Genomic DNA, 4,447 nt, shown 5'->3' on the forward strand with positions numbered 1-4,447 from the left:
CTAGCATGGTATCCGACCCGGCTCGGGCGGCTTGGCACCTTCCGCAAAGGCGCTTGCATGCTATCTGAATAATAGCTGTTAGCGCAGATTGGCCGTGCGCTAGAAGGCTCAATTACTTGAAATTAGAGCGGGGTGGCCAGCACGCCGCGCTGCAAGCTCTGGCGGTCCACCTGGGTGGGCGCAAACAGGGCGATGAGCCCATCCAACAAAGCGTGCGCCTTGGCCGAGTGGTCGGCACCAAAATTGCACACGTACACGTCCAACGTCACCGCGCGCAGCTCGGGCCAGGTGTGCACGCAGAGGTGCGACTCCGCTAGCAAAATAGTCGCTGTGACCCCACCCGGGCCGTGTGCGGTGGCCGGAAAAGCATGGAATAGTTCGCCCACGGCCTGCAAACCGGCGGCCTGAACGGCATCGCGGCAGGCCACGCCCAGCAGCCGTGCGTCCAGCAGCCAGGCGCTGTCGCAATCGCAGTGGTGGAGATCGGCGGTGAGGTGCAGGCCTTGCATGGTCTGCACTGTAACCCGGCGCTTAACCAGGTTTATCCAGGTGGGACGCGGGGAGGGCAGGTGCGCAGCCCGGCAATCAGCATGTCCACCATGGCCGGTGCGGCACTGGCCAGCGGGTAGCTTTGCGGCTCCAGCAGCCATTCGCGCATGGTGCCGACGGTGAAGTTGTGCACGGCTTGCCGGCTGAGAAACACGTCGGTGTCGGCGGGCAATTGGCCCTGGGCAATGGCCTCTAGCAAGATGGTTTCAAACTTGGCCTGGCACTCGTCGCGGCAGGCGATTTCGTGCTGCAGCACGTTGGCCACTTCGCCCACGTTTTCACATTTGTGGAACAGAATGTTGAACACGCGCTGCTGCCGGGGGGAGCCTGCCAGCGTGGTCAGAGCCTGCACACATATATTGCGCAGGGCACCCAGCGGGTCGGTCGCGGTGTAGGCGGTGGCCTCGGCCAGCATGTTTTCCATGGGCAGCGTGGCTTGCGCAAACAGGGCCTGGAGCAGCGCGCCTTTGTCTTTGAAATGCCAGTAGATGGCACCGCGCGTCATGCCTGCTGCGCTGGCAATATCGGCCAAGGTGGTGTGGGCAACACCTTTGTCGAAAAACATTTGTTCCGCAGCCTCTAACAAGGCCGAATAGGTATGCTCTGCGTCTTCTTTTGTTTTTCTGGCCATGGCGGGAAATTTGCTAACGGGTTACTACTTATCTTAAAGTAAACATACACGAATGTATGTGATACTACATCAACCTAATTAAACCTTACTATGTTTATGTCCATCGCACCGTCTCGCGCTCCCTCGATCGACCATCCCCATCCCGCACCAGCGGCGCGTTCTTTGCGCCAGCGGTGGATGTCGCCCTTCTTGTTGGCTGCCTTGCCTTTGGCCTTGGTGGCTTGCGGTAAGCCAGCAGACCAGGCCGGTGGCCCTGGCGGCGCGATGCCGCCGCCCGAAGTCTCGGTGGTGACCGTGACGGCGCAAGACCATCCGATCGAGCTGGAATACGTGGGCCAAACCGCGGGTTCGCGCGAAACCGAAGTACGGGCCCGGGTGGCCGGTATCTTGAACAAGCGTTTGTTTGAAGAAGGTGCGACGGTCAAGGCGGGTACGCCAATGTTCCAGATCGACCCGGCCAACTTCCAAACCCAGGCCGCCTCCGCCGAAGCCGCCGTGGCCGTGGCCCAGGCCAAGGTCAACCAGACCCAGCGCGACCAGGCCCGGCTGGCCCCGCTGGTGGCCGAGAAAGCCATCAGCCAGAAAGAATTTGACGATGCCAAGTCGGCCGCCGAATCCGCCGCCGCCTCGCTCAAGCAGGCCCAGGCTCAGGCCAACGAAGCCCGCCTGAACCTTGGCTACACCACCGTAGTGGCCCCGATCAGCGGCACCACCGGCATTGCTGCCAAGTCCGACGGCAACCTGGTGTCGGCTACCGACAGCCTGCTGACCACCATCGTGCAAACCAACCCGATGTACGTGAACTTCAGCGTCTCGGAAGCCGATCTGCTGCGCATCACCAAGCAAGTGGGCTCGGGCCAGGTGGCCGTGCCCGGCAAGAAGTCGGCCAATGGCAGTCTGGGCTTCAGCGTCAACGTGAAGCTGGCCGACGGCAGCACCTACCCGCGTGCAGGTAAGCTCAATTTCACGGGCGAAAAAGTGAACCCCACGACCGGCAGCTTTGATGCCCGGGCCGAAATCCCCAACCCCGATGGCGTCTTGCGCCCCGGTCAGTTTGTGCGTGTGCTGCTGGGCGGTGCCAGCCGTCCCAATTCCATCAGCGTGCCGCAGCGTGCGGTGATCGACAGCCCCATGGGCAAGATCGTGTTTCTGGTCACCCCTGACGACAAGCTGGCCCCGCGTCCGGTGGAGTTGGACGGTTGGACCAAGGGCGAATGGATCGTTACCAAGGGTGTGCAAAGCGGCGACCGCGTGCTGGTCGAAGGTTTTATCAAGGCGCATGAGCCCGGCATGACCGTCAAGCCCGTGCCCTACGTGGCCACCGCGCCCGGTGCGGCTCCAACTGCCCCTGGTGGCGCTCCCGCTGCTGAGAAGCCAGCTGTGGCGCCCGCCAGTGCGCCTGCTTCTGCTGCGAAATAAGGAGCAACCCGCCCATGTTCTCCAAGTTTTTTATCGACCGTCCGATCTTCGCGACGGTGTTGTCTCTGTTCCTGGTGCTCGCCGGGCTGGCCGCTATGCGCGTGCTGCCGATTGCGCGCTACCCGGAAATTTCGCCACCCGTGGTGAGCGTTAGCGCGGTCTACCCTGGTGCTTCGGCCGAAGTGCTGGAAACCACGGTGGCGGCACCCATCGAGCAGTCGATCAACGGCGTGGAAAAAATGCTCTACATGAGCTCCACCTCGTCCGGCGACGGTGCCGTCAGCATCAGCGTCACGTTTGACGTGGGTACCGACCTGGATATCGCGGCGGTGAACGTCAACAACCGCGTCAACCAGGTGTTGAACAAGCTGCCGCAAGAAGTGCAGCGCCAGGGCGTGACCGTAGCCAAAAGCTCGGCCAGCTTCATGACCGTGGCGGCGATCTACTCGCCCGATGACCGCTATGACGCGCTGTTTATCTCCAACTACGTGACACAAAACGTACTGGATGCCATCAAGCGCGTGCCCGGCACCACCAATGTGCAGATCTTTGGTGCCAAAGACTACGCCATGCGCATCTGGTTGCGCCCGGACCGCATGGCGGCCATGGGCATTACCGTGGGCGACATCTCCAGCGCCGTGACCGAGCAAAACGCCCAGTACGCGGCCGGCAAGATCGGTTCGCCACCCGGCAATACCGAAGAGTTGACCCTGACCGTCACCGCCAAAGGCCGCCTGCTCGAACCGGCAGACTTCGCCAACATCGTGGTGCGTACCGGCGACAAGGGTGCCATCGTGCGGTTGAAGGATGTGGCCCGCGTCGAGCTGGGCTCCAAAGACTACAACTTCTATGGCCGCATCAATGGCCACCCGACCGTGCCGGTGGGCGTATTCCTGCAGACCGGTGCCAATGCACTGGACACCCGTGAAGCGCTGGAAAAGACCCTGATCGAGTTGAAGACCAAGTTCCCCGAGGGCCTGACCTATTCCACACCTTACGACACCACACCTTTTGTCACCGAGTCCATCCACGAAGTGCTGAAAACCTTGGCCGAGGCCATGGTGCTGGTGTTTGTGGTGGTGTATTTGTTCCTGCAAAGCTGGCGCGCCACCATCATCCCCACGCTGGCCGTGCCGGTGTCGCTGATCGGCACCATGGCAGGCCTGCACCTGCTGGGCTACAGCATCAATACGCTCACGCTGTTCGGTATGGTGCTGGCCATTGGTATCGTGGTGGACGATGCGATTGTGGTGCTGGAAAACGTCGAACGTCTGATGCACGAAGAGGGCATGAGCCCGCGTGAAGCCTCAATCGAAGCCATGCGCGAAGTGACCGGCCCGGTGATCGCGATTGTGCTGGTGCTGTGCGCCGCGTTCATCCCGGTGGCCTTTTTGGGCGGCTTGGCGGGTGAGTTGTACCGCCAGTTTTCGGTCACCATCACCATCGCCGTGTGCCTGTCCGGTGTGGTCGCGTTGACGCTGACCCCGGCCCTGTGCGCGGTGCTGCTCAAGCCCGGTGCCGAACGCAAGAACGCGTTTTTCAACTGGTTCAACCGCAGTTTTGAAAAGTTGACCCATCGCTACACCCGTGGCGTGGCGTTCTTCCTGAAGCGCGGCTTCATGGGCGTGATTTTGTTTATCTGCATGGCCGGTTTGACCGGGCTGCTGTTCAAGATTGTTCCCGGTGGCCTGGTGCCCGATGAAGACCAGGGCTACTACATTGCCGCGGCCATCCTGCCCGAAGGTTCTTCGCTGGACCGCACCAACCAGATGGTCAAGCAAATCGAAGCAGCGGTGTCCCCCAATAAGAACATCGACTCGACATTTAGCCTGGTCGGTTTGAACTTTC

At 61.4% G+C, this 4,447-nt stretch carries 4 protein-coding genes; 2 read left to right on the plus strand and 2 right to left on the minus strand.

Translation table 11 applies throughout. The annotated features are described in order from the left end of the window. Positions 1-122 precede the first annotated feature (122 nt). On the minus strand, positions 123-509 hold the full coding sequence (locus ABI213_RS23420; RefSeq protein WP_348028896.1) for an S-adenosylmethionine decarboxylase: 387 nt from the start codon (positions 507-509) through the stop codon (positions 123-125). Positions 510-541: 32 nt separating this feature from the next. Further along, on the minus strand, positions 542-1,180 hold the full coding sequence (locus tag ABI213_RS23425; protein ID WP_348028898.1) for a TetR family transcriptional regulator: 639 nt from the start codon (positions 1,178-1,180) through the stop codon (positions 542-544). Between the two features lie 90 nt (positions 1,181-1,270). Between ABI213_RS23425 and ABI213_RS23430 the strand changes: the two genes are divergently transcribed. After that, complete coding sequence (locus tag ABI213_RS23430; RefSeq protein WP_348028900.1) at positions 1,271-2,599, plus strand: efflux RND transporter periplasmic adaptor subunit; 1,329 nt, start codon at positions 1,271-1,273, stop codon at positions 2,597-2,599. A 14-nt stretch (positions 2,600-2,613) separates the two neighbouring features. Continuing rightward, positions 2,614-4,447, plus strand: a 1,834-nt coding sequence (locus ABI213_RS23435) for an efflux RND transporter permease subunit (protein ID WP_348028902.1), incomplete at its 3' end; no start/stop codon positions are given.

The sequence above is a fragment of the Rhodoferax sp. genome (assembly GCF_039922535.1).
Taxonomy (GTDB): Bacteria; Pseudomonadota; Gammaproteobacteria; order Burkholderiales; family Burkholderiaceae_C; genus Rhodoferax_B.

Excerpts from the sequence above, each read along its gene's own strand:
- ABI213_RS23420 (WP_348028896.1), bottom strand. The coding sequence starts at position 509 with ATGCAAGGCCTGCACCTCACCGCCGATCTCCACCACTGCGATTGCGAC.
- ABI213_RS23425 (WP_348028898.1), bottom strand. The coding sequence starts at position 1,180 with ATGGCCAGAAAAACAAAAGAAGACGCAGAGCATACCTATTCGGCCTTG.
- ABI213_RS23430 (WP_348028900.1), top strand. The coding sequence starts at position 1,271 with ATGTTTATGTCCATCGCACCGTCTCGCGCTCCCTCGATCGACCATCCC.